Genomic DNA, 22,168 nt, shown 5'->3' on the forward strand with positions numbered 1-22,168 from the left:
TTAGGTTCGCGCAAGCCTCGCACATGACGCCGGAGTCAAAACAGACTCCGGCGTTTTTCATTGGCCGATGCGAATCAGGACTGCGACATGAACCGAAGAGACCGGCGGCTGGCACTTGCGACGTCGCGAACGGCACCACAGCGCGTAGGCAATCCCGGGGTCATGCGGGATTATCAGCAGGCGGTCGAACTCCTCAAAAGCGGCCGCTTGGCGGAATCGGAGGCCGCCCACCGCCGCGTCCTCGCTCAACTCCCGGCCCATGCACCGAGCCTGCACCACCTGGGCCTGATTGCGTACAAGCGGCAGGAAACGGTCGACGCGGTCGACTATATCCGGCGAAGCGTTGCGGTTCAGCCCGATTACCACGAAGCGTGGCTCAATCTGGCGATCATCCTCGGCGAGATGCGACGTTCTCAAGAGGCGATTGCCGCTTGCCGTGAATGTCTGGCGCTGCAGCCGCGTAACTCGGAAGTTTACACGGTTTTGGGCAACCTCCTCACCGTGGTGGAGAACGAATCCGAGGCCATGACGGCCTATATCAAATCGCTCGAGCTGAAGCCCGATCAGCCCACAGTGTTGACCCGTCTTGGCGTCTTGATGTTGAAGACCGGTCAGGCCGAAGCGGCGGCGGCACGCTGTCGCCGGGCCCTCGATCTCGATCCAAGCCTGGAGGAAGCGCGCGTTCTCGAGCGCCGGATCGCGGCATCGCTGCGTCCCATCGGGGCGCTCGTCGCCGACGTCGAGACGGCATCGAAAAACGACGATGACCGCGCCAAGGGGCTGGACGAGCTGGCCGTCTGTCTGCGTCAGGATCGCCGATTTGACGAAGCGATCGAACTTTGCCGCCGCGCCGTTGAAATCAAGCCCGATAACGCCGACTACCACTTCAACTTGGCCCTCGCGCTCGAAGGGCGAGGGCTTATTCAGGAGGCTCTCGAGAGCTATCAGGTCGGTCTCGCGATCGAACCGGACCGTGCCGATGCCTACATCGGCGTTGGCGGTGTCTTGAGGTCGCTGAACATGCAGACGGGCGCCATCCAGGCATTCGAGCATGCAATCAAGCTCGATCCCAAGTCCGCTCATGCGCATTACAATCTGGCGATCACGCTCAAGACGATGGAGCGCTACGATGAAGCGGACGCCGCCTTTCAGAAATCCCTCGAATGCGCGCCTGACGCGTTCGTCAACCGTTTCGAGTACCTGAACCTCCTCCATTTTCAATGCGATTGGCCCGGTGTCGATGAGGAGGGGCGCTACTGCCTCGAAAATTTCCGCACGAGGTCGATGCATATCGCGCCGTTCCAGCTCATTTCGCTGTGGGCGACGCGCGCCGATCAACGGAGAGCCGCTGAGAACTACATCAAGCCCATGGGTGTTCCGCAGCAGATGCGGTTCAAGACGTACCAGAATCGTCTCGGCATTGGGCAGCGGATCCGTCTCGGTTTCCTCTCATGTGATTTCTTCGAGCACGCGACAGCAATGCTGTTCTCCGAAGTCTTGGAGAAGCTCGATCGCACGCGCTTCGAGATCTTCGGTTATTGCTTCAGTCCCGAGGATGGCAGCGCCATGCGTCAGCGGATGCTGAAGGCGTTTGAGCATGTGCGGAAAATCGGTCCGATGACCCACCGCGATGTAGCCGCGGCAATCAACGCCGATGCCATCGACATCCTCATCGATCTCAAGGGCTATACAAAGGACGGACGTCCAGAAATTCTCAGCTATCGCCCGGCGCCGATCCAGGTGAACTACCTCGGCTATCCAGGGACGATGGGAGCCGACTTCATCGACTATATCGTCGCCGACGCCATCGTTGCACCGATGGAACATCAGGCGGACTATTCCGAAAAAATCGTCCACCTCCCGAATACGTATCAGCCGAACGACCGGCAGCGGAAAATCTCGGATGAGCCGCTAACGCGCGCCGATTGCGGGCTGCCTGAAAATGCCTTCGTGTTCTGTTCGTTCAACAACAGCTACAAGCTCAACCCGACGATGTTCGACGTCTGGATGCACCTTTTGAGAAAGGTGCCGGGTTCCGTGCTGTGGCTGCTCGTACCGAACGCGACCTGCGCCAGCAATTTGCGACGGGAAGCAGCGGCCCGTGGCATCGATCCAGGCCGGCTCGTCTTTGCCGAACGCATGAGGGTCGAAAAACATCTCGCCCGCCATCGCCTTGCCGATCTCTTTTTGGATGCGCTTCCTTGTAACGCACACACGACGACGAGCGATGCCCTTTGGGCCGGATTGCCGGTTCTGACATGCCTCGGCGAAACGTTTTCCGGCCGCGTCGCAGGTAGTCTCCTGACGGCCATGGGCGTGCCGGAACTCGTCACCACCGACCTCGACGCCTATACCGCTCTGGCGCTCGAACTCGCGCGAGACAAGGAGAAGCTCGGTCGGATTCGGCGCAAACTCGCATCGATGAGAGATACCGCGCCGTTATTCGACTCCACGCGCTACACGCGCAACCTCGAAGCCTCGTTTGAGAAGATGGTGGAAATCATGCGATCCAGCGAAGCGCCACGGGCATTTGCAATCGTTGAAAACGACCGCACGTCGGCGCCCTCGCAAATGCCAAAGCCGGAGAGCCAAGGGCCGAGGGCAATTTACGATGCCTGCCCACTTTGCGAGAGCCGCGATATTTCGCACGCACAGGAGGCACGGATAACGAACCATCCGTCCTACAACTCGATACTCCCGACGATGCTGAAATGGTGCCGTTGCGGATCGTGCGCACACGTCTTTACGGAAGGATATCTGACGCCCGAGGGCCAGGAGCTGATCTATCCGGCCGCGAAGGCGGAGCAGAAGGTCGGAAAGGATGCTGAAAACCAGCGCAAGGTGTCAGCGAAAACCGTCGCGCGCGTGGCTCGGCACATGCCGCAAGGCGACTGGCTGGACGTCGGCTTCGCCAATGCATCGCTCCTTTTCACGGCAGCCGAATGGGGATTTTCACCCGTTGGCGTCGATGCAAACGTCGAACGCGTTACCAAGCTGAAGAAATTCGGATACGAGGCGCATCATGACATCGAGGCTCTTGCCGCCGAGGAACGTTTCAGTGTCGTCAGTTTGGTCGACGTCCTGGATAGAACGCCTTTTCCCGCGGCGATGCTTCGTTCCGTCAATCAAAGGATGAAGCGCGGGGGCGCGCTTTTCCTATCAATGCTCAACCGCGACACCATCGTCTGGCGCGCGCTTGATGCAACGGGCACCAACCCGTATTGGGCGGAGATCGAGCACTACCATCACTTTACGCGAGCGCGGCTCGTGCAGCTGCTCGAGGCGGAAGGCTTCAGGTTTGCCGAATACGACATCGGCGAGCGCCATCGCAGCTCCATGGACGTCATCGCACTTAAGATTTGACGCACCGGAACCGGCAGTTCGCGCGCACCTATTTATTCACACAGCGAAGTCTGTTGCCGGCGCACTTTCATATCGAGATGAAAGTGATCGTGGTGGGCGTCGTTGGCGTCAGGGCCGAGTACGGTGCCGAAGATCTCGCAGGCGCTATCGTGCGCATGATGCAGAAACGATGACAGGGCTAATTTCGCGGCGGCTTCCTTCTCCGCTTCTGGCGATTTTGGCTTGTCTTCGCCGTGCTTCGCAATGTCGTTGGCGCCGAGCTTCGAAGCCGAGACGAGTAATTTTTCGCCTTTGACTTTATTGACAGTTGGAGGTTCGCTCGCCTTCGCAGCTGCTCGTTTCAGTTGCGCCGCGGTTGGACCCCATCCCTTGGAAATTCGGATGACCTTGCCATCGGCGAGAACGAACGCCGCAATGTCGACGGCATCCATCAGCGCGTGCTCGCTCAGCGGTGCGCGCGCAAGCCCATAGCGATTCCGGCATGAGTAGGATGCGCCGATGACCCGGGCGATGGGCGAACCGAAGCTCTGCTGGGCAGCTGGCTGCAGTTTGTCGTTTATCCAAGTGGCGAGCCCGGCAATCATCGGGCAATTGAGCGTGGCGGGCGGTTCAAATTTCACCTTGCCCTCACCGACGCTCCTGAGTTCGCGTGGCGCAGGCGCTCCGCAAATTCCCTCGCGCGCGGGAGGAAGTTCTTCCGTTACGGCAGTGATATTGGCGAGCAGCCGTCCGCACTCAGCCTTCGCGTCCGCGATTTCGGCATCCGTCCACGGCCGAGCCGCCTGCTTTGAAGGTGGAAGGGGTTTTCCGTCCGGCGCCACGGGCTCTGCCGGCGAGGCATTTGGTTCGGCCGGCTGCGCAGGCAACAGAGGCGTCGGCATATCTACCGGCGGCAAGGTGGGGACCTTGCTGTCGGCTGCCCTCGTTGATGCCGATTCAACGTCTGCCTCGGAGGGCGGTTGGTCGGCTTCGGCCGTAACCCCCGGCGCAATTTCAGGGGCCGCAGCGCCAACCTCCGATCGCGCATGCAACTCTGTCTCCAGCGGCAACGTCACGCGGCCGGCGCGAATGATAGAGAAGCTGTTGGGCTCGATCAGCGGAAGCAGCAAAAGGCCGAGAAAAGCAACGCGGGTGAGAATGACGGAATAGCGAACGGCCAAGCGATGCGCCTTGGCTATGGCCTTCGATCGAAGCGCCATGACACGGGCTAACAATTCCTGTTGCGCGCTCAAGACGGACCTACAAGCTGCTTACCCTTACAATGCGCCCGCGCGCATGAAGATTAAAATTTAGACCCGAAATTTGACCACAGATGGTCTCGAAGCAAAAGAAAAGCAAAATGACGGGCGTATGGTTCCGCGATCACAGATCGCTAGCAGGAATTTATTCAGATTTCGTCAACGCGCTGAGGTTGAACTTTTTGTAATCGCGCGGCGTCATGCCGGCCATCGCCTTGAAGAGGCGGCCGAAGTGCGAAACGTCGCCGAAACCCCAAGAATACGCGATATCGCTGATCTGGCGATGGGCTTGGGCAGGGTCGGAAAGTGCCGCCTGGCATTTTTCTATTCGCCGATTGAACAGCAATTTCTGCAGCGATGTCTGCTCAGCTTCGAGCAACTGATTGGCATACCGAACCGAAATACCTGCCGCCGTGGCAAGCTCTTCGCATGTTGCATTGCAGTTCGTCAGGTTGGCATCGACCACGGATTTGAGACGAAGCAGCGATGCAAGCCGCGCCGACGAATGGGAAAAAGCAGCGCCTTCGATTTCTTTCACCGCCAAGGCGACGAGATCTAGGAATTGCCGAGCGATCTCGGCCTGTGACGGACCGCTCATGAAGGAAAGCTGGTCGGGAAGCTGTCTTGCGAATGTCGATGCGAGCGCGCCGCCTCCTTGCTTGCCGCTGACACACCGCGCCGTCCACCGGGTGAGCGGCCCGAGACGAGCCTCGCACTCGCGCCGCGGAAATTCGACGACAAGACAACGGGCTTGCGACGATTGAATAAGCGTAGATGCCCTTCCGGCATCGATGAGACAGAGGTCTCCGGTCTCCAGTTCAGCCTCTCGGCCATCCTGCCTGAGCTTCACTGAGCCGAAGAGGGGGACGGTGATATGGACGAGATCGCCGAACAGGTTGGCCTGACGCTCTGTGCGCCATGCCCGCATGCCGTTGCAACGGTAGATAATGAGCGACATCCCAGGCATCGTGAGATAGCGCAAGTCTCCTTCGAAACGCGCCCGCTGGTTTGGGCGGTTTTCGTAGGGCCCAAAAACGCGTCGCGTCGACTCAAACCAATATTGGAATCGGTCGCGCGGATGCACATCGGATGTGTGGATGGAATACTCGGCCAACTCGTCTGATGACGAATTAGCCCAGTCAACTGGCGTGCGTAGCATAGCCCTCAACCCCTTACCAATATGTAAGATAGGTGGCAATCGCGACACGTCAATTGCAAAGTCTAAAAGGCCGCCCAACATTCTACGATTAATGTGGGCGGCCTATATATGGCAGGTATATGGCAGGCAAACTTGCGAAAGTTACGCAGACGCTCCGGTTTGCTCATCGTCAGCGTGCGCCGAGAGGATCGTCTTTAAGGTCGAAACGAACTTGGACGCCTCCGCTGCCGGAACCGATGCGAGAAGCTTCTTTTCTACGCGCGAGTAAAGACGGTCGGCGCCGGAAACGGCCTTTTGGCCGCGCTTTGACAGACGGACGCAGTAGGCCCGGCCATCGAGTGGCGAACGCTTGCGTTCCAGAAGTCCTTTGCGAAGCAGACGGCTAACGATGCCGGCTACGGTAGAGCGGTCGATCCCGGTCATCGCGACGAGATCGGTCTGGCTCAGGTTCTCCTGACGAGAGATCGCCGTCAGGATCGCAAGCTGCCGGAGCGTGAGATCGTTGTCGGCACTTTCGGTCGTATAAAGCTGAGCAGCGCACTGATCAACGCGGCGAAGAAGATGGATGACCGAGCGCTGGGGATTCGTGGACGGCGATTGACTCATTGAAGATCTTTTCCTTGGTTTTCGTATGCGCGTGAGTTGGTCAGCACGCAAATACTCAGTGAAGAAAACAGCTTTCAGTCGGCGCCGTCTCTTCTGGTGTGGGTATGAAAGTCGGATGTGCGGGAGATAAGGTCGAAGACGCGTCAAACGATCACAGAGACGCGCTTGCCTATTCTCGATGCGAGGCAAAGTGGCCCGTCGTTGCGCAAAGCAGCAAGGCCACATAGGCAAACATTCGTGACGCCTGAGATTTTGCCTGATGCCACCGTTGATGGGATGCGGCATCATCCGCCGCCGTTCGGGCATAGGGACGTCATGCGGAATTCGTAATCGCGGCTCACGACCCCGGTGAATGGGTTTGGGACCGTCGCGTGAGGACGGAGGAGGGGGCTTTGGCAACGATTATTGCGGTGCACGGCACGTTCGCGGGTCCGACGGCGGCGAATCCTGACGGTAGCCCCCCGCCTGAGTTGCAATGGTGGGAAAAGGGAAGCGTCTTCGAAAAGGAGATGCACGATTTCATCGACGCGCGTGACGGCGAGCTGAACTTTGTGCCTTTTCCCTGGGCGGGAGATAATAGCGAGACCCAACGGCGCGACGCAGGCGAGCGGCTTACCAGGTTCATGCGCGAGCTCGAGGCCAAAAGTGAGCCCTATTGCCTCATAGGCCATAGCCACGGCGGCTCGATCCTCTCCGATGCGCTGCTCGAAAGCGCCGCACGCAAGAGACCTCTCGCGAACCTGAAGCGCTGGATCACCGTCGGCACGCCATTTCTCAAATTGCGCAAAGAGGTTTTTCTGCTGACGAGATTGAGCTTGATGCGCAAGGTCATCTTCGTCGCATCGATGATGCTGCTGTTGATGTTCATCGTCTACGTGTTGGCGACCCAGCTCGGCAACGAGCGTACGCTCTTCGGAAATACCTTTCCGCGCGTATGGATCGCAACCGGTGTCCTCGCCAGCCTGCCTGCGCTCACGTTCTATATAGTGCTACACTGGCTCGATAGCCGGAGCTTGCTAAGCTACCATTCTCGAATAACGAGACGCGCGAAAAACAACTTCGGGGCGCGCTGGCTGCCGTTGTCTCATCCCGAAGACGAAGCCATTCAGGGCCTCGCGCTCTTGCCCGATGCCCGCCTCGAATTTTTCGACAAGTCGTTCGCGGTTTCGTCGATCACTCTTCTATCCGTCATAACCCTGCCGATGATCTATTTTTTGATCCTGTTTTCGCCTCCCGCGATGGTTGGCATAGCGGAATGGCTCAAAACGGAAATTTACGATGCGAACGCATCGCCCGAGGCCGAAGCGGCGTTGGCCGCGCTGCGCAACCAGCTCGTCGTTGCACGCAAGGGTGATGGCCAAGAGGTGACGACGGAAAGCGGCGCGCCCGTACAACCACCCCAAGACCGCAAGGCGGCCTGGCAGCAGTATCGTGAAAAGCGCGAGGCGCTCGAGGCGCAATATCCAAACCTCGACGCCATCGAGCGAGGCATTCGCTTCAAGAGGCGCTTCTTCGAAGCCGGGGGGCAGCCTTGCCCCAGCGGCACGTTGTGCGGCGGCGGACACGATCTCTCGATCAACAGCGGGCTACTGCTTCATGTGGTGACCGACGAGCTTTCCTGGGCCCTCGGAGCCGCTGATTTGCAGGATCGGCGCAAGCGTTGGTTCTGGTCGTTGTTCGTCCCCGCGATCATCGTGCCGGCGATCTTGGGAGTCGTGGCACTTCTCCTGATGGTTGTCATTCAAGCCCTGGCGACATTCATAAGCGCCGTCGCGAGCAAGTTCTTAAACGGCATCACGAATGCCGAGGTGAAGCGCGCCGCCTACGGCAACGACACAGCGGGCGAGGTCGCTATAGGAGCGCTGGATCGTCCTATGTGGGTCGAAAAATCGTTGCCCCGGCTCCCGGCGGCGGTCGCAGACATTATCACCGACTACAGCAATGCGGCCGCGAGCCTGTCGATCGCCAAGTTTCGCCGTGCCATCGGACAGATCAGGTTCGCAGTTCCCTCCCATACGGCAGACACCGCCATCAGCACCTACTTCACGTGGAAGGAACTTGTGCACGCGTCGTATTTCGACGTTCCGGAATTTCGCAAGCTCATCGCGCAGGCCATCAGTCGTTCCGAAGGTTTTGCGCCGAGCGAACGGTTCACGGCCGATCCCGATTTCACGCGAACGGCCGAATGGCTGAGCGAAATCGAGAACGCTCCGGGCACGACCGACGAACCTTCTGATCGCGATCCCGGCCCTAAAGATTCAAAAGCAGTGGCAGCCGTCGTCGGCTCGACCGTAAAGGCATCGCCATAGGCGGCGCCTAATGAAGAAAAAGTGACAAAAGCGCGCTCATGGCCGCAGAGCGCGTTTGAGCGCGTTTGAAAGACACAATAGAGATCGCAATCCTCCCGACGTGCCTTGACGTCCGTCGAGCATGCTGGTTGCTTGCCGCGGGGACTTGAGATTGGGGGATGTCGGATATGGCGAAGGCTCAACACGAGCTGGCAGTTGACGGCTTGGAAAGCGATGCAAGCCCGTCATCCGGACACAGCCGCGGCACGCTTTCGGCAATGATCTCGGTGCTGGCGCTCGTCTTCTCCGGCTACAGCCTTTGGGAAAGCTCTCTCAAGGCTCCGGATATCAAAGTCTTTGTGCCCTCTGTCATCCAATTCAGCTCGCCTTACAACAACACTAATTTCGAGGTCATTGAGGTGCCCGTCACGCTCCTGAACGATGGGGGCCGCACCGGCACGATCCTGTCGATGGATCTCGAAGTGACAAACCCCAAGACCGGCGACACGAAACGCTTCTACGCCGCCGATCTCGGCAGGTGGACGATGGATAAAGCCCGCGCCAACGGTTTTGAACCATTCGCGCCGATCCCACTGTCCGGCAAGTCAAGCAAGACGCAGACGGTTCTATTCTACACGAACGGCCCGGCCCAAAAGCCCGATCAGCTCATTCGCGAGCCTGGCTCTTACAACTTCCGTCTGGTGCTCGATCAGGCAGAGGTTAACGATTTCGGACCTCTCGACCATATTCTTCGGGGTGGTCCCGCGCAGGTGAAGTTCGCAATGGAGCTGCGCGAATACGACGCGCGTGCTTTCCAGACTGGAACGCTTCCGCTTTATTCGACGACAGGGCGCTCCGCCAAAAGCGGAGAAGCCCCACAGCCATAGTAGAGACGTTCATAACGCATTGCACAGCCAGCCAAGCCGCACTATTCCGGGGTGCGAGTTACGCGCGCGTGGCCGCGGGCAAGCGCCTGATGCCCGCTGAAAGCAGGATCCGGTTTGCAATACCAAGCCCATAGATTCTCTGTGGCCCCCATGATGGACTGGACTGACCGGCATTGCCGCGTCTTCCACCGTGGGCTGACGAAGCGCGCGCTTCTCTATACGGAGATGGTCACCGCCGACGCCGTCATCCGCGGCGATCGCCAACGCTTGCTCGGCTTCTCGGCCATCGAGCACCCGATCGCTCTGCAGCTTGGCGGCTCGGATCCGGCAAAGCTCGCGGAAGCGGCCTCCATTGGCGCGGGCCTCGGTTACGACGAAATCAATCTCAACATTGGCTGCCCGTCGGACCGCGTTCAGGAGGGGCGTTTCGGCGCCTGCCTGATGGCGGAGCCTGAATTGGTCGCCGCATGCGTATCAGCGATGCGCAACAGCCAATCAATGCCTGTCACCGTCAAATGCCGCATCGGCATTGACGATCAGGACGCAGAAGCCGACCTGCAGCGTTTCATCGACGTCGTGGCAGCAACCGGCGTCAGCACGTTCATCGTGCACGCGCGCAAGGCTTGGCTGAAGGGATTATCGCCGAAAGAGAACCGCGAAGTTCCACCGCTCGATTATCAGCGCGTGTACCGCCTGAAGGCGAAGCACCCCGAACTCACCATCGTGATCAACGGTGGCGTCGAGACGCTTGACGATGCCTGCCGCCATCTCGAGCACGTCGACGGCGTCATGCTCGGCCGCGCCGCCTATCAAAATCCTTACATCCTTGCGGACGTCGATCAGAGGATTTTCGGAGATAACGACGTTGTGCCGGGAAGAGGGCAAGCGTTGTCCAGCCTGCTTCCCTACGCGGCCGAGCACATGCGCAACGGCGGCCGGCTGTCAAACATCACGCGGCACGTCTTGGGCCTTTATCATGGTCAGCCGCGCGGCCGTGCATTCCGCCGCCTGCTCAGCGAGCGCGCGACGAACGCATTGGCAACGATCGGCGTGTTGGAGGATGCGATCGCTCTCGCCGAGCACGGGTACGGCCGCGACGACCAATCGGACGCGGCGTAGGAATGCATGCGATTTCGCCTGAACATCTGATCGCACTGCTGGCTCTGCTGGGGGCCGCCGGCCTTCTCGCAGGATTTCTTTCGGGCCTGCTCGGCATCGGCGGCGGTGGCGTCATCGTCCCGGTGCTTTACGAGGTGTTCGGCGCGGCGGGTGTGCCTGAGGATGTCAGGATGCACGTCACGCTCGGGACGACACTCGGCGTCATCGCGCCGACAGTGTTTCGATCTTTCTCGGCGTTTCGCGCGCGAGGCACCGTCGATATCGATGTCGTGAAACGCATGGGGCCCTGGATCTTTCTCGGAGTGATCGCGGGGATCGTCATTGCGTATTACGCCAGCAGCGAAGCACTCCGCTGGATATGGGTCGTCTTCGGCACGGCGCTCGCCGCGAAAATGTATCTCGGCAGGGACGATTGGCGGATCGCCGATAAGCTTCCTCAGCCGCCCTGGCTCGAGGGCGCAGCGGCAATCATCGGCCTCATCTCGACGCTGATGGGGATCGGCGGCGCGACGTTCACCGTTCCGCTGCTCACGCTCTACGGGATGCCGCTGCTGAGAGCCGTCGGAACCGCGACCGGCATCGGCACGGTCATCGCCGTTCCGGGCATCGCGGGATACATCATATCCGGATGGGGCGAACCAAACCTGCCGCCGCTATCGCTTGGCTATGTCAATCTCGGCGCATGCGTTATCGCCCCGCTGGCCGTGCTGACGGCACCCTTGGGCGTGAAGGTTGCGCACGGCATCTCGAAACGCAGGCTCGAACTTGCGTTCGCCGTCTTCATCACGACCGTTGTCGCGCGCTTCCTTTGGACGTTGCTGGATTGACACGCAATGCGCCGGCGGCTGGCTCCGTGAGCGAAACCGCCGGGCGTCGAGATTAGACGGCGATCTTCTGATTGTACTCACCGACCTCGGGAAAGCGCGCGAGCTGCTGGTCGATGTCCTTGAAGATCGCCTTCATGTTCGCTTCCGACGTCGGGCTCTCGACGACGACTACCAGCTCCGGCTTGTTCGAAGATGCGCGGACAAGACCCCAGGTGCCATCCTCGAGCATCACGCGCACGCCATTGACCGTGATGAGATCGCGGATCGCCTGACCGGCCACACGTCCACCCGTCTCCTGCTGGCGTTTGTAGTGCTCGGTCACTCGATCGACGACATTGTACTTCTTCTCGTCGTCGCAATGCGGAGACATCGTCGGTGAGCCGTAGGTCTTGGGCAGCGCATCGCGAAGATCCGCAACCGTCTTTCCGGGACTGCGATCGAGCATGTCGCAAACGGCAATGGCCGATACCAGACCGTCGTCGTAGCCGCGGCCGAGCGGCTCGTTGAAGAAGAAGTGGCCGGACTTCTCGAAGCCCACGAGTGTTTTGTGTTCGAAATTGTAGCGCTTGATGTAGCTGTGGCCCGTCTTCCAGTAGCTGGTCGTTGCGCCGTTCGCGAGCAGCACCGGGTCGGTCGAGAACAGTCCCGTCGATTTCACGTCCACGACGAATTTGGCGTTCGGATAGATCGAAGAAATATCGCGGGCCAGCATCACGCCGACCTTGTCCGCGAAGATCTCATGCCCGTCGTTGGCGACAACGCCGCAACGATCGCCGTCGCCGTCGAAGGCGAGACCGACATCCGCGCCGGTTTCGAGCACCTTTGCCGAAACCGCATGCAGCATCTTCATGTCTTCGGGATTGGGATTGTGGTTGGGGAATGTGTAGTCGAGGTCGGCATTGAGCGGCACGACTTCGCAGCCGAGTGCTTCGAGAACCTTCGGCGCGAATGCGCCCGCAGTGCCGTTGCCGCTTGCCGCGATGACCTTGAGGCGGCGCTTGAACTTCGGACGGTTGGTCAACGCCTTGATGTAGCGCGCTTCGAGGTCCGGAACGAAAATATATTTGCCGCCCGATCCTTCCTGGTACTCGCCGTTGAGAACAATCGACTTCAGTTCGGACATGTCATCGGGTCCGAACGTCAGCGGACGCGACAATCCCATCTTGATGCCGGTCCAGCCGTTGTCGTTGTGGCTTGCCGTTACCATCGCGACGCCTTCGACGCCAAGCTCGAACTGCGCGAAGTAGGCCATCGGCGAAAGTGCGAGTCCGATGTCGTGAACTTCACAGCCTCCGGCCAGAAGACCCGTCATCAGCGCCTGCTTTACGGCGGCGGAGTACGATCGGTAGTCATGCCCCACCACGAGACGCTTGGGCACGCCGCGCCGGGCGAAGAGCGTCGCCATGCCGAGGCCCACGGCGTTGAGGCCCATGAGGTTGATTTCTTGCGGGTAGAGCCAACGCGCATCGTATTCGCGGAAGCCGGTCGGCTTGACGAGCGGAAAGCGCTCAAAGTCGGCGGTATTCGGCTTCAGGTCGGCGCGTGGCTTCGGCAGCATATGCCTCTCCTCGAACAGGATTCATTCGGGGAACCTAACGCACTGATGCCAGGGCCGGGTTCCGGGGTGCGCTCTATCAGCAATGTTATGGGCGGAATAGTGGAATAGTGGAGGGGTATTTGCGGATAGTTACTCTTGCAGCACGAGGGTGCCACCGCGCATTTCGACACGGGAAAGCCGCCCGAGGAACGACATACCGAGCAGCGTCCGCTCGGAAGCGCCACGCTCCGATACTACGCCTGCAACGTTTCGAACGGTAATATCGCCGATGCTGATGCGTTGAATTGTGACAGGTGCAACTCGGGCGATGCCGTTCGCGGTCTGGGCCGTATGCGTGAAGTCGGAGGGAGACACCGAAATTCCTGCGCGGCGCGCATCCTCGTAGGTGAGCGCAACGAGAGATGCCCCGGTATCGACCATCACATCGATATCGCGTCCGTTGATGTCGGCCTCAGCCTGGAAGTGACCATAGTCGCCGGCGGGCAGGGTGACGACGCCGGATTGTCGACGTGGAGTTTCTTCCGTGCTGGGGAGAGCGCCGTCGCTTTGTCTCAAGGACGCTTGTTGCGAAAGACCGGATGTCGCTTTTGCGCGTTCAACAAAACCTGCAAGAACCCCCGGATGCGTCAACGTATATGCAAGACCAGCGGCCCCTACCGCCGCAAGCGCGAAGGATCCAAACAGACTGACAGTTGCCGATGACATTCCGGACGCCCTTTTCCAAGAGAGCAGTGCAAACCGTGATCGGCGTTCTATTGCCGAAGCGTCGCAAAATTGCCGGTAACTTGATAAGACGCCAAACGTCTTAAGAAACTCGTACCGATCAGGTTTTCGTTAAGAGTTCCGGGCCGCGCGACGAGCCCTTCGACGTCGTCGATCGCCAATGGTCCGATGCGCACCGACTTCAGTCGGACCGGAGCAAGATAGTTCGTTCCGTTCGCTGTCTTGAGCGGCGTATCGAAAGTGAGATGGGTGACGTCGATGCCGGCCTTCTCGGCGTCCGATTGCCGTAGCACCACCGTCGCGGAGCCGGTGTCGATCCGCACGGTCATCGGTTGTCCGTTGACCTCGGAGTTGGCGAGAAACGTGCCGTCGTCGTTCTGGCGGATGCGCACTGAGGCAGGCGTATCGCGTCGCGCCGGTGCCGCATCCACGCTGCTCCTTTCGCTGGGCAAGAGATCCGTCAACGTGAACGGCGTGCCCTTGTTGAATGCACCGGCGACAAGAACCGCGCCGGAGAAGCACGCAGCAAGCGTCGGCCATAAGGCAAGCCGCCGTTCGCCTCGGTGATTGAGCAGCGTCGCCATGTAGAGCGCGACGAGGATCGCGATCACTGTTGCCGCGACAGGCAGGTCGGGAATGGCGTCCAGTTTCAGCCCGCCAAACACCGTTGCGGCGAGCAGCGCACCAAGTCCCAGAATGACCGTTAGCAGAAAGCCGAGCATCGGACCCCGAATAGCAATGGACTATCGCGCCTCGCCTGCGACCTTGTAGGCCATAGTCTCGGGCGCCAGTGGTGAAACGGGACGCATGCGCGGTTGCCGCGCCGGACGCGGCGCCGGATCGCGGTGACGTTCCTGTCCGAGCGGCTGCAGCGGTGCAATCGCGTGCAGAACGCGCTGGGGCGGAAGCATGACGGTCACTTCCGTTCCCTTCCGCAGCTCTGACTGCAGATCGAACGTGCCACCATGCAAGTGGATGAGGTTTTGCACGATCGGAAGCCCGAGGCCGGTGCCGCCCTCGGCGGTTTCATGCGCGAGCGAACCCTGGCCGAAAGCCTGCAGCACGCGCGGGATCTCTTCCTTCGGAATCCCCGGCCCAGTGTCCGCGACAGTCATGAATTGCCCGCCATCCTGCGTGTGACCGACGATCAGCGTGATGCGGCCGCCCTTCGGCGTGAACTTCAGGGCATTGGAGAGCAGGTTGAGGCAGATCTGGCGGAGCGCCCTGGGATCGGCCCAGACATGGGGCAGGTCCGGGGCAAAATCCTCGACGATCGTCAGAGCTTTCGCGTCGGCCTTGATCTTGACGAGGCGCTGGCAATCTTCCGCGATATCCGTCAGACGCATCGTCTCTTCGTGCAAATCGTAGCGGCCCGCTTCGATGCGCGAGAGATCGAGAATTTCATTGATGATGCAGAGCAGGTGGTCGCCGCTCTGATAAATGCTGCGTGCATAATCGCGATAGATGTCGCTGCCGATCGGTCCGAGCAGCTCTTTCTCCATCACCTCGGAAAAACCCATGATCGCGTTGAGCGGTGTGCGGAGTTCATGGCTCATCGTCGCGAGAAAGCGCGATTTCGCCTTGTTGGCAGCTTCCGCGCGGCGGCGCGCTTCGTCCGAAATGGCGCCGGCCTCTTCCAGTTCCGAGATCAGGCTGTCCTTCTCGGCGCGAAATTCGACCATCGCCAAAGCAGTCGAGTGCAATCCGCGCGCGAGATAGACGAAGAATACGTGAATGCCGATCGCCATCGAAGCGAGCGCGAAATAGAAGGGATCGCCGAGCGTGAAGAGACGGCCGGCGACGGCAACGGTCATCGGCACGGTTCCGGCGAGAAAGAGGCGAGGGAGCGTCGAGGCGAACGTCATCCGGATGGCGAGCACGACCATCAGCGTCGCGAATATGAAGACGTGCGAGGAAAACGTCGCGGGCGAAACACCGGTGGGGTTGTTGATCGAGATACCGATGAGCGCGAATGCCGCGAGTGCGAAACCGTTGACGAGTTCGATCCGGGTGAAGTGGCGGCGCCACTGGCCCACGTTGACTTCGGTCCGGGGGATGGCAAGCAGCCGCCGGCATTGATCGAGCATATAGACGCGAGAAATCGAGACGATGGCGATCCAGGTCGTCGCCTCGGTGAACGACGCCCAGAACATCGATGTGATGTAGAAGATGAAGCAAAGTGCCGGCATCGCGAAGGGCGCGCTGGTCTCGTTGCGCGCGAACATCGTGAGCAGTTCGTATTCGAACTCGGGCTTATGGACGGTGCCGTGCGTCAGCCTCTCCCGGAATGATTTGAGCTCATCCCGAGAACGGCCTCGTCTTGCCGGACGTGCTGGCTGTTCAGCTGCCGGCTCGACGCTGTAGGCGTTATCGTCCATACCGCGCGTTGAGTCCTTTAGATGAAATGGCACGGGTTGGCGAAACCCGGGCGGCGCCCGTAAATTGGCGTCAATTTGTTAAAGCAAGACTTAAAATCTCGCGGATTGGTTGAGGGTCCGAAATGCAACCCAACCCGCCCAGGCGGCGGAGGGCGCCGGCGCGCCGCATAAACGGCCATCTAGCACGTTGGGGGCCCTATGTAAGGCTCACGCTGATGTTAATTGTCGCTGCAACGGCCATTTTCGCCGGCCGCGACCATTGGCGCTTCTCTCGAAGCCAGCACGACCCGTTTCCGCCCAGAGTTAGCGGCTCCGGGCGCCCGATTGACGGCGACAGCTTGTGGGTGGAGGGGAACGAGGTCCGGCTTCAGGGAATAGATGCGCCGGAAGGGCGCCAGACATGCGGGCGCGGCGGAGAGGTCTGGAAGTGCGGTGAAGAAGCTTACCTCGCCCTGGCTCGCGCCACCGGCGGCGGGACCGTCACCTGCGACGTCACTCAAAGGGATGTCTACGGCCGGCTGCTTGCCCACTGCGTGGTAGGTGGCCGCGATCTCAATGCCGGTATGGTAGCGGCCGGTATGGCGGTCGCATACGGCGCTTATGATGCAGAGGAAGCCGACGCGCGAGCTGCCAAGCGTGGCCTGTGGGCTGGCGAATTCGACCGGCCGGGCAAATGGCGCGCTGAGAATAAAATCAAATAGGGAGGTAAGAATTGCGGATCATCGAAACGCATGCAGCGCCAAGCCCGCGACGGGTCAACATCTTTCTCGCCGAGAAGGGCATCGACGTTCCGCGCGAAGAGCTGAACATGATGGTCGATGACCTGAAAACCGGCGACTTCGCGAAGCTCAATCCCTGGGCTCGCGTGCCGGTATTAATTCTCGATGACGGCCGCGTGATCTCCGAGACCATCGCCATCTGCCGCTATTTCGAAGAGGTTTCGCCCGAGCCCGCATTGTTCGGCAGCGGGGCTGTCGGCAAGGCCGAAGTCGAGATGTGGAACCGGCGCATCGAGATCGGGCTCTTCAACGCCGTGTTCGCCGTTTTTCGGCATTTGCACCCGAAAATGGCGCATCTCGAAGTCCCCCAAATCGCTGCATGGGGCGAAGCCAACAAGGAAAAAGTCGCGCACGAATTGAGGCTGATCGATGCGCGCTTAGCGGAAAGCGCGTTTATCGCCGGTGCAAACTATTCAATTGCCGACATCACCGCTCTCGTCGCCATCGATTTCATGAAACCCGCACGCCTCGGTCAACCCGAAGGTTTCAGCAACGTCTTGCGCTGGCATGGCGAGGTTTCAGCCCGGCCGAGCGCGAAGGCCTGACCGGTGTCAACGCCGGCGGGTGAGTGGCCGCCCGATCAGCCGGGCGACTGCTGCGGGCGAACCGCCTGCGCCTCGAGATCGTCGCGGACGAGCCGCAGGTCGAAGCCGCAGCTACTGGCCGAGGAAAGCACCTCGTCAACCGGATGAGACCGCACCGTCGCAGCTGCCCAGACGATGGCCGCGCGCTGACCGGAGGCACAATAGGCCAGCGTCCGCTCCCCCGATGCGAATTCCCTCGCAGCCCTACCGATCACCTCTTCGGTGAAGAGGTTCTGTCGCGTTACGGGAATGTGCAAATATTCTAGACCAGCCTCATGGGCAGCGGTCTCTGCCTCGGTGCTCGGTATCTGATCTCGTGCTTCATTGTCTGGACGGAAATTGACGACCTTCTGAAAGCCGAGCGCCTTCACATCTGTGAAGTCGTTTTTGCCCAGCCAGCTGCTTATGCATACACTGTCGGAAATGGGCCTGATGGGGGGCATCTTGATGATCCGGAGACTTGTTGTTGTTGAGAACCTCTTACATGTGTGAAGGGACGCCTCCGATCAAGGAAAACCGTCGCAAAAACGAAAAAAAATACTAATACCCTCGTTGACACCGCTTAATTAGAAAATATTAATTTCAAAATCGCAGATTGAACAAAAACATGTTTCTTACTTAGAGGGCGGACGAATGTTGGACGAAATGGATGTGAAGATCCTGCGCATTCTACAGCAGGATTGCACCCGCCCCGTGGCCGATATCGGCAAAGAGGTCGGGCTATCGACAACGCCATGCTGGCGCCGTGTCCAGAAGCTCGAAGAATCCGGCGTCATCCAGCGCCGCGTCGCGATCTTGGATGCCCAGCAGGTGAACGCCGGCGTCATGGTGTTCGTGTCCATCAAGACCGACAAACACTCGCTGGCATGGCTGGAGAAATTCCACGCCGCTGTCGCCGAGTTTCCGGAGGTCGTCGAATTCTATCGTATGTCGGGCGACATCGACTATCTGCTCCGCGTCGCGGTCCCTGACATCGCTGCCTACGATGTCTTCTACAAGAAGCTCATCTCGCGCATCGATATCGCCAAGGTCTCGTCGGCCTTTGCAATGGAGCAGATCAAGTACACCACCGCATTGCCGTTGCAGTACGCGATTACCGAACGCTCCGCAAAGAGCGAGCGCGCCGAAGCCTGAGGTCATCAGACGTCGTTCTTCGGCTGCAGCCTCGCGATAAGGCTCGACGTGTCCCAACGCCGGCCGCCGCGTTCCTGAACCTCGCCGTAGAACCGGTCGACGAGCTGCGCCACCGTCAGGTCGGCGCCGTTCGCCGCCGCTTCCTCGAAGCAGATCGCAAGATCCTTGCGCATCCAATCGACCGCGAAGCCGAAGTCGAACTTTCGCTCGTGCATCGTCTTCCAGCGGTTGTCCATCTGCCACGATTGCGCCGCGCCCTTGGAAATCGTTTCCATCAGCGCTTCGATATCGAGCCCCGCGCATTCCGCAAAGTGAATGGATTCCGCCAATCCCTGAACGAGCCCGGCAATGGCAATCTGGTTCGCCATCTTGGCGAGTTGCCCCGAACCGGACGGACCCATTCTGCGAACGCTGCGCGCATAACTTTTGATCAAATGCTCTGCAGCGGCGAACGCATCTTCTGCCCCGCCCGCCATCACGGTCAGCGTGCCGCCCTCGGCGCCCGCCTGTCCGCCGGAAACCGGGCAATCGAGAAACTGGAGGCCTTGCTTTTCCGCAGCCGCGGAAAGTTCGCGCGCGACCCTCGCCGATGCCGTCGTATGGTCGATGAAAATCGCGTCCGGCCGCATGCCCTCGAAGGCACCGCTGCTTCCGATCGTGATGCTGCGCAGATCGTCGTCGTTGCCGACGCAGGCGAACACGGCATCGCAGTCGCGCGCCGCTTCCGCGGGAGTTGGGGCGACAGTCCCGCCAAACTGCTCTTTCCACTTTTCGGCTTTAGCGGGAGTTCGATTGTAGACGACCACATCGTGGCCGCCGCGCGACTTCAAATGGCCCGCCATGGGATAGCCCATCACACCCAATCCCAGCCACGCTACTTTCGCCATGTTGTGATTTCCCATCTGCGCTGATCGACAGGAGGGCGAGCGCCAGCGCCGCGCGGTTCGACCCGTGCGGCAGATCGCAGAAAGAAGCTCCAGGATCAACCAGGATTGCTTGCTGCGGCGATGATGCGGGCGCTGGAAGCCTTAGTCATGGCCGTCCCGGCGCCATCGCTCGGAACGGGCAAACCCGCGCACAGGCAGCGCGCTGGCGATGCAAATGAGACCTTCGCGGCGGTCGGGCATGCAGTCGACGCGCTTGGCTGCGGCCGTGCGCCAATGGGCAAACTCAGGTCCAAAACGATCCGCGACCTTGCGGCGCCAGGCTATGATCGCGGCATGCCGCGCGTCATGCTCTCGGATTTCGTAGGGAACGTTGCTGTCCGGCGCACTGGCTCGGACTTCAACACGAGGCAGTCCGCCGTCGAAATCGCCCGCCGGCGGGGAAGCTGCGGCATCGCGAGGCCCTGGCTCTTGTCCATTCCCGGGTGGAGGACGATAGGCATCTGAAGGTGGACCGTCGGCCTCGTCCTCGCCGTCATCCGCGTCGGTTCCGGAAGCATCCGCCCCGGAACGCGCACGTGCCGCGTCCCCATAGTCCCTGGCCCCATTCGGCGCATCGGCGGCCGGTCGCGTGGCATCGCCGCCGCGGTAAACCGGGGCCGGTGGCTCGTTTTGCGGGATCGCCTGGTTGCTGCCGGGATTGCTCTCTGACCCGTACGGGCCATATTCGAATTTCTGGCCCGTCGCGCCGGTGTACGAGCTGCTGGGATCCGCTCGCAAAGGGCTTGCAAGCACGGCGGACAGCATCGCAGCGACGGCAAAAGCAATCTTTGCGGGCAGGCGAGCCATGCGATATCTCCGCACCGGGAATCATCGGACGAAACAAATGAACTGGCCTCGGCGGACGCTAGACACTAAAACGCCTGGGCTTCGACTAGTGCGCGCGCTAGATCTCTTCGCCAAGGGCATGAGGGCGAACCTCAAGCCGGTGTGGTAAGAACGCCAATCTGCAACAAATCTGCCCAAAGATAATGACCAAATTAGCGACGACGAAACCTCCTCAGCTTGCCGTCGCCTATGACGACATCAAGCGCGCCGCCGATGCGATCCGCGGCGCTGTGGTCGCAACACGATTTGAGCAAAGCCGCACGTTGAGTGCGCTGCTGAATGCCGAAATCTGGCTCAAGTTCGAAAACTTGCAGTTCACGGCGTCGTACAAGGAGCGCGGCGCGCTGAACAAGCTTCTGACGCTACCGCCCGAGCAGCGCCAGAACGGGGTGATCGCGATGTCGGCCGGCAATCACGCGCAAGGCGTCGCTTACCACGCCCATCGTCTTGGCATTCCTGCGACGATCGTCATGCCCGCCTGGACGCCGACCATCAAAGTCGAAAATACCCGTAGCCACGGAGCGAATGTCATTCTCGAAGGGCAAAGCCTGGAGGAAGCTTACCGCTTCGCCGTCGGCTACGGCACCGAACATGGGCTGACCTTCGTCCATCCCTACAACGATCCTGCGATCATCGCCGGACAGGGAACGGTCGCGATTGAAATGCTCGAGACGGCGCCTGATCTCGACGTGCTGATCGTTCCGATCGGCGGTGGCGGCTTGATCTCGGGGATGGCGGTCGCCGCAAAGGCGATCAATCCGAAGATCAAAGTTATCGGCGTCGAAGCTCAGCTTTATCCGTCGATGCTCAACGCAGTGAAAAAGACGTCTCTCCCGGTCGGAGGAGATACGCTCGCGGAAGGCATCGCCGTTACCGCGCCGGGCAGCTTCACGCAGCAGATCATCGAAGAACTCGTCGACGATATTCTGCTCGTCTCGGAAGCCGACCTAGAACGCGCTGTCTCGCTGCTGATTACGATCGAGAAGACCGTCGTCGAAGGTGCCGGCGCCGCGGGTCTCGCAGCGCTGATCGGCGGAGCCAACAGGCTTTATAAGGGCAAGAGGATCGGGCTTGTCCTCTGCGGAGGCAACATCGACACCCGCCTGCTCGCAAGCGTACTGACGCGCGAACTCGCACGCGATGGGCGTCTGTCGCGGCTCGCCATCGATATTCCCGATCGTCCCGGCCAGCTGGCGAGAGTTTCAGGCATCATCGGTAAGGCCGGCGCCAACGTCGTCGAGGTCTATCATCAGCGTGTTTTCACCGACGTGCCGGCGAAGGGCACCGAGCTTAATCTCGTCATCGAAACACGCGACCGAAAGCATCTGGAGCAAGTCGTCTCCGAGCTCAAGGCCAACGGCTATGTCGTGCTCGTCAAAAGCTCAGGGGCGGGCGCCGGTGCGCCCTGACGAGAGATCGCGCAGAACCGAATGGCGCAAAAAATGGGCCCCGCGCCTATTGGCGAGGGGCCCAGGTGGATCGGTAGGATACTTAAAAAAACAGGATCAAGATTGGGAAGTACAAAAGACAAGTGCTAGTGAGACGTGGTCGTGTTCGGGATCGTCGCGTGGCGGTTCTGATCGAGGGAGGCGGCGGCGAGCGTGCCGATGAGAAGTGCCCCCGTTGCAAAGAAGCACACCATCATGCTTGCTAAAGCCAGACGGTCAGCTGTCGAATTCCGATCGCTCGCTGCCTTGAGGTCCATCGGTCGTGCCCGCATTCGCTGTACTAATGAAGTAAGGTTCTTGTAACC

The 22,168-nt window shown here is 60.2% G+C and carries 20 protein-coding genes; 9 read left to right on the forward strand and 11 right to left on the reverse strand.

Annotated features, from left to right (window positions below):
• The first annotated feature begins 87 nt into the window (after positions 1-87).
• On the forward strand, positions 88-3,363 hold the full coding sequence (locus AB4Z24_RS07020) for an O-linked N-acetylglucosamine transferase family protein (protein WP_441706924.1): 3,276 nt from the start codon (positions 88-90) through the stop codon (positions 3,361-3,363).
• 32 nt (positions 3,364-3,395) lie between these two features.
• Here AB4Z24_RS07020 and AB4Z24_RS07025 read toward each other — a convergent pair whose 3' ends face one another.
• From AB4Z24_RS07025 to AB4Z24_RS07035, 3 genes are all read right to left on the reverse strand, one after another.
• Positions 3,396-4,562 (reverse strand): extensin family protein, encoded by a 1,167-nt coding sequence (locus AB4Z24_RS07025; protein WP_441706926.1) that lies wholly within the window; start codon positions 4,560-4,562, stop codon positions 3,396-3,398.
• 184 nt (positions 4,563-4,746) lie between these two features.
• On the reverse strand, positions 4,747-5,760 hold the full coding sequence (locus AB4Z24_RS07030; RefSeq protein ID WP_441706928.1) for a helix-turn-helix domain-containing protein: 1,014 nt from the start codon (positions 5,758-5,760) through the stop codon (positions 4,747-4,749).
• A gap of 141 nt (positions 5,761-5,901) precedes the next feature.
• Positions 5,902-6,366, reverse strand: coding sequence for a MarR family winged helix-turn-helix transcriptional regulator (locus AB4Z24_RS07035; protein ID WP_441706930.1), 465 nt, complete (start codon positions 6,364-6,366; stop codon positions 5,902-5,904).
• Between the two features lie 392 nt (positions 6,367-6,758).
• Here AB4Z24_RS07035 and AB4Z24_RS07040 point away from each other — a divergent pair, with 392 nt between their 5' ends.
• The 4 genes from AB4Z24_RS07040 to AB4Z24_RS07055 all read left to right on the forward strand — a co-directional run bounded on the left by AB4Z24_RS07040 (position 6,759) and on the right by AB4Z24_RS07055 (position 11,487).
• Positions 6,759-8,675: a hypothetical protein gene (locus AB4Z24_RS07040; RefSeq protein WP_441706932.1), complete on the forward strand. Its 1,917-nt coding sequence runs from the start codon at positions 6,759-6,761 to the stop codon at positions 8,673-8,675.
• 167 nt (positions 8,676-8,842) lie between these two features.
• A complete protein-coding gene (locus tag AB4Z24_RS07045; RefSeq protein ID WP_441706934.1) occupies positions 8,843-9,541 on the forward strand; it encodes a hypothetical protein in 699 nt (232 codons plus the stop codon).
• A gap of 114 nt (positions 9,542-9,655) precedes the next feature.
• Positions 9,656-10,660: a tRNA dihydrouridine(20/20a) synthase DusA gene (gene dusA / locus AB4Z24_RS07050; RefSeq protein WP_441706936.1), complete on the forward strand. Its 1,005-nt coding sequence runs from the start codon at positions 9,656-9,658 to the stop codon at positions 10,658-10,660.
• 2 nt (positions 10,661-10,662) lie between these two features.
• Entirely contained in the window at positions 10,663-11,487 is an 825-nt protein-coding gene (locus AB4Z24_RS07055; protein WP_441706938.1) for a sulfite exporter TauE/SafE family protein, read from the forward strand.
• Positions 11,488-11,539: 52 nt separating this feature from the next.
• On the opposite strand, the gene AB4Z24_RS07060 is transcribed toward AB4Z24_RS07055, so the two are convergent.
• The 4 genes from AB4Z24_RS07060 to AB4Z24_RS07075 all read right to left on the reverse strand — a co-directional run bounded on the left by AB4Z24_RS07060 (position 11,540) and on the right by AB4Z24_RS07075 (position 16,179).
• Positions 11,540-13,045, reverse strand: coding sequence for a phosphomannomutase/phosphoglucomutase (locus tag AB4Z24_RS07060; RefSeq protein WP_441706939.1), 1,506 nt, complete (start codon positions 13,043-13,045; stop codon positions 11,540-11,542).
• Between the two features lie 129 nt (positions 13,046-13,174).
• Positions 13,175-13,750 carry a retropepsin-like aspartic protease family protein gene (locus AB4Z24_RS07065; RefSeq protein ID WP_441706941.1) on the reverse strand — a complete coding sequence of 192 codons (576 nt, stop codon included), beginning with the start codon at positions 13,748-13,750 and terminating at the stop codon, positions 13,175-13,177.
• Positions 13,751-13,797: 47 nt separating this feature from the next.
• Complete coding sequence (locus AB4Z24_RS07070; RefSeq protein WP_441706943.1) at positions 13,798-14,490, reverse strand: retropepsin-like aspartic protease family protein; 693 nt, start codon at positions 14,488-14,490, stop codon at positions 13,798-13,800.
• A 21-nt stretch (positions 14,491-14,511) separates the two neighbouring features.
• Positions 14,512-16,179: a sensor histidine kinase gene (locus AB4Z24_RS07075; protein WP_441706945.1), complete on the reverse strand. Its 1,668-nt coding sequence runs from the start codon at positions 16,177-16,179 to the stop codon at positions 14,512-14,514.
• Positions 16,180-16,361: 182 nt separating this feature from the next.
• Between AB4Z24_RS07075 and AB4Z24_RS07080 the strand changes: the two genes are divergently transcribed.
• Positions 16,362-16,847, forward strand: a complete 486-nt coding sequence (locus AB4Z24_RS07080; RefSeq protein WP_441706947.1) for a thermonuclease family protein — start codon at positions 16,362-16,364, stop codon at positions 16,845-16,847.
• Positions 16,848-16,858: 11 nt separating this feature from the next.
• Complete coding sequence (locus AB4Z24_RS07085) at positions 16,859-17,470, forward strand: glutathione S-transferase (RefSeq protein ID WP_441706949.1); 612 nt, start codon at positions 16,859-16,861, stop codon at positions 17,468-17,470.
• 35 nt (positions 17,471-17,505) lie between these two features.
• Here AB4Z24_RS07085 and AB4Z24_RS07090 read toward each other — a convergent pair whose 3' ends face one another.
• Complete coding sequence (locus AB4Z24_RS07090) at positions 17,506-17,952, reverse strand: beta-lactamase hydrolase domain-containing protein (protein ID WP_441706951.1); 447 nt, start codon at positions 17,950-17,952, stop codon at positions 17,506-17,508.
• A gap of 193 nt (positions 17,953-18,145) precedes the next feature.
• On the opposite strand from AB4Z24_RS07090, the gene AB4Z24_RS07095 reads away from it, so the two are divergent.
• Positions 18,146-18,643 carry an Lrp/AsnC family transcriptional regulator gene (locus AB4Z24_RS07095; RefSeq protein ID WP_441707777.1) on the forward strand — a complete coding sequence of 166 codons (498 nt, stop codon included), beginning with the start codon at positions 18,146-18,148 and terminating at the stop codon, positions 18,641-18,643.
• Between the two features lie 5 nt (positions 18,644-18,648).
• On the opposite strand, the gene AB4Z24_RS07100 is transcribed toward AB4Z24_RS07095, so the two are convergent.
• Entirely contained in the window at positions 18,649-19,629 is a 981-nt protein-coding gene (locus AB4Z24_RS07100) for an NAD(P)-dependent oxidoreductase (protein ID WP_441706953.1), read from the reverse strand.
• A gap of 42 nt (positions 19,630-19,671) precedes the next feature.
• Positions 19,672-20,376 (reverse strand): hypothetical protein, encoded by a 705-nt coding sequence (locus AB4Z24_RS07105; RefSeq protein ID WP_441706954.1) that lies wholly within the window; start codon positions 20,374-20,376, stop codon positions 19,672-19,674.
• Between the two features lie 182 nt (positions 20,377-20,558).
• Between AB4Z24_RS07105 and AB4Z24_RS07110 the strand changes: the two genes are divergently transcribed.
• On the forward strand, positions 20,559-21,824 hold the full coding sequence (locus AB4Z24_RS07110) for a threonine ammonia-lyase (RefSeq protein WP_441706956.1): 1,266 nt from the start codon (positions 20,559-20,561) through the stop codon (positions 21,822-21,824).
• A gap of 125 nt (positions 21,825-21,949) precedes the next feature.
• Here the strand turns inward: AB4Z24_RS07110 and AB4Z24_RS07115 are convergent, their stop codons facing one another.
• Entirely contained in the window at positions 21,950-22,120 is a 171-nt protein-coding gene (locus AB4Z24_RS07115) for a hypothetical protein (protein WP_441706958.1), read from the reverse strand.
• Positions 22,121-22,168 lie beyond the last annotated feature (48 nt).

The organism is Hyphomicrobium sp. 2TAF46 (assembly GCF_052114865.1).
Taxonomy (GTDB): domain Bacteria; phylum Pseudomonadota; class Alphaproteobacteria; order Rhizobiales; family Hyphomicrobiaceae; genus Hyphomicrobium_B.

Bases quoted from the DNA above. Each gene is read 5' to 3' on its own strand.
- AB4Z24_RS07020 (WP_441706924.1), top strand. From the start codon at position 88: ATGAACCGAAGAGACCGGCGGCTGGCACTTGCGACGTCGCGAACGGCA.
- AB4Z24_RS07070 (WP_441706943.1), bottom strand. From the start codon at position 14,490: ATGCTCGGCTTTCTGCTAACGGTCATTCTGGGACTTGGTGCGCTGCTC.
- AB4Z24_RS07030 (WP_441706928.1), bottom strand. From the start codon at position 5,760: ATGCTACGCACGCCAGTTGACTGGGCTAATTCGTCATCAGACGAGTTG.
- AB4Z24_RS07065 (WP_441706941.1), bottom strand. From the start codon at position 13,750: ATGTCATCGGCAACTGTCAGTCTGTTTGGATCCTTCGCGCTTGCGGCG.
- AB4Z24_RS07025 (WP_441706926.1), bottom strand. From the start codon at position 4,562: ATGGCGCTTCGATCGAAGGCCATAGCCAAGGCGCATCGCTTGGCCGTT.
- AB4Z24_RS07090 (WP_441706951.1), bottom strand. From the start codon at position 17,952: ATGCCCCCCATCAGGCCCATTTCCGACAGTGTATGCATAAGCAGCTGG.
- AB4Z24_RS07035 (WP_441706930.1), bottom strand. From the start codon at position 6,366: ATGAGTCAATCGCCGTCCACGAATCCCCAGCGCTCGGTCATCCATCTT.
- AB4Z24_RS07045 (WP_441706934.1), top strand. From the start codon at position 8,843: ATGGCGAAGGCTCAACACGAGCTGGCAGTTGACGGCTTGGAAAGCGAT.
- AB4Z24_RS07105 (WP_441706954.1), bottom strand. From the start codon at position 20,376: ATGGCTCGCCTGCCCGCAAAGATTGCTTTTGCCGTCGCTGCGATGCTG.
- AB4Z24_RS07060 (WP_441706939.1), bottom strand. From the start codon at position 13,045: ATGCTGCCGAAGCCACGCGCCGACCTGAAGCCGAATACCGCCGACTTT.
- AB4Z24_RS07080 (WP_441706947.1), top strand. From the start codon at position 16,362: ATGTTAATTGTCGCTGCAACGGCCATTTTCGCCGGCCGCGACCATTGG.
- AB4Z24_RS07055 (WP_441706938.1), top strand. From the start codon at position 10,663: ATGCATGCGATTTCGCCTGAACATCTGATCGCACTGCTGGCTCTGCTG.
- AB4Z24_RS07115 (WP_441706958.1), bottom strand. From the start codon at position 22,120: ATGGACCTCAAGGCAGCGAGCGATCGGAATTCGACAGCTGACCGTCTG.
- AB4Z24_RS07110 (WP_441706956.1), top strand. From the start codon at position 20,559: ATGACCAAATTAGCGACGACGAAACCTCCTCAGCTTGCCGTCGCCTAT.